Here is a 1,409-nt window from a genome sequence, read left to right as displayed (position 1 = left end):
CTAGTACTCCAGTGACACTTCGCGATCTTCGCGGTTGAGGTGGCATGGGAACGGCCACCACGTGATCATTCGGAGTTTGTGAAGACATCTGAAGATCGCGTGATGGCCGTGGCCGACAGCGTAGACCCCGACCGCTGGATCGTCACCCTCAATGAGCTGATGGCGCGGATCGCGCACCGGTTCGGCCGCATCGAGCCACGTCGCGCGGCGAACGCCTACGTCCGGGGCCTGTTGTCCGGCGTCGAGCGGAAGAACTGCTGGAACCTGGCCGAACACGCCGGGCTGAACGGCCCGCAGAGCATGCAGCGCCTGCTGCGCACCGCGCGCTGGGACGCCGAGGCCGTCCGCGACGACGTCCGCGGCTACGTGAGCGAGCACCTCGGCGCGGGCGGTGTCCTGATCGTGGATGAGACCGGCTTCCTCAAAAAGGGCCTCCGATCGGCCGGCGTGCAACGCCAGTACACCGGTACCGCCGGCCGGATCGAAAACAGCCAGGTCGGCGTGTTCTTGGCCTACGCCACCCCGCGCGGCCGCGCCTTGATCGATCGCCGTCTGTACCTGCCCGAGCACTCCTGGCGGGCCGACCAGTCCCGCTGCCGCTCCGCCGGCGTCCCGGACGAGATCGCCTTCGCCACCAAACCCGCCCTGGCCGCGCAGATGATCGCCGCCGCGTTGGACGCCGGGATCGACGCACCCTGGGTGACCGGCGATGAGGTCTACGGCCAAGATCCGCGCCTGCGCGCCCTGCTGGAAGCGCGGCAGGTGGGGTATGTGCTGGTGATCGCGGGCACGGCCCGCATCCGGTGCGAGGGCCTCGACTGGAAGGCCGCCCAGATCGCCGCGCACGTCCCAGATGCGCACTGGCACCGCTACAGCGCCGGGCGTGGCGCCAAGGGACACCGCTGGTACGCCTGGGCCTGGACCCGCATCGACACCCACCGGCCCGGTCACCGGTGGCTGCTGATCCGCCGCAATCCGGTCACCGGGGAACTGGCTTTCTACCGCTGCTACGCACCCACCCCGATGCCGCTGGCCGCCCTGGTGCGCATCGCCGGCATCCGATGGACGGTGGAGGAGTCCTTCCAGGCCGCCAAAGGCCAGGTCGGGCTGGACCACTACCAGGTCCGCAGTTGGGACGGCTGGCACCGCCACATCACGTTGGCGATGCTCGCCCTGGCCTTCCTCGCGGCCCTGGCCGCCTCCCAGCCCGACGACGACCACGCGCATCTGCCCTTGACCATGCCCGAGATCCGCCGCCTACTGGCCGCCCTCACCCTTACCCGACACCGCCGCACCGAGGAGATCCTGCACTGGTCACACTGGCGACGCCGCCACCAAGCCACCGCCCGCCGATGCCACTACCAGCGCAGATCCCACCCATGATCTCAATGTGTCACTGGAGTACTAGG

Annotated in this window: 1 protein-coding gene; it reads left to right on the top strand. The window is 69.3% G+C overall.

What is annotated here, in order from left to right; all coding sequences use genetic code 11:
- The first annotated feature begins 159 nt into the window (after positions 1–159).
- The gene (locus tag HCK04_RS40240; RefSeq protein WP_142652765.1) at positions 160–1,383 is read left to right on the top strand and encodes an IS701 family transposase; all 1,224 of its coding nucleotides are present in this window, start codon (positions 160–162) and stop codon (positions 1,381–1,383) included.
- Positions 1,384–1,409: the final 26 nt, after the last annotated feature.

It is taken from the genome of Microbispora sp. CL1-1 (assembly GCF_012034195.1).
GTDB lineage: Bacteria > Actinomycetota > Actinomycetes > Streptosporangiales > Streptosporangiaceae > Microbispora.
Note: the sequence above shows the minus strand (reverse complement) of the source record. Positions and strands in the feature narration are given on the sequence as shown.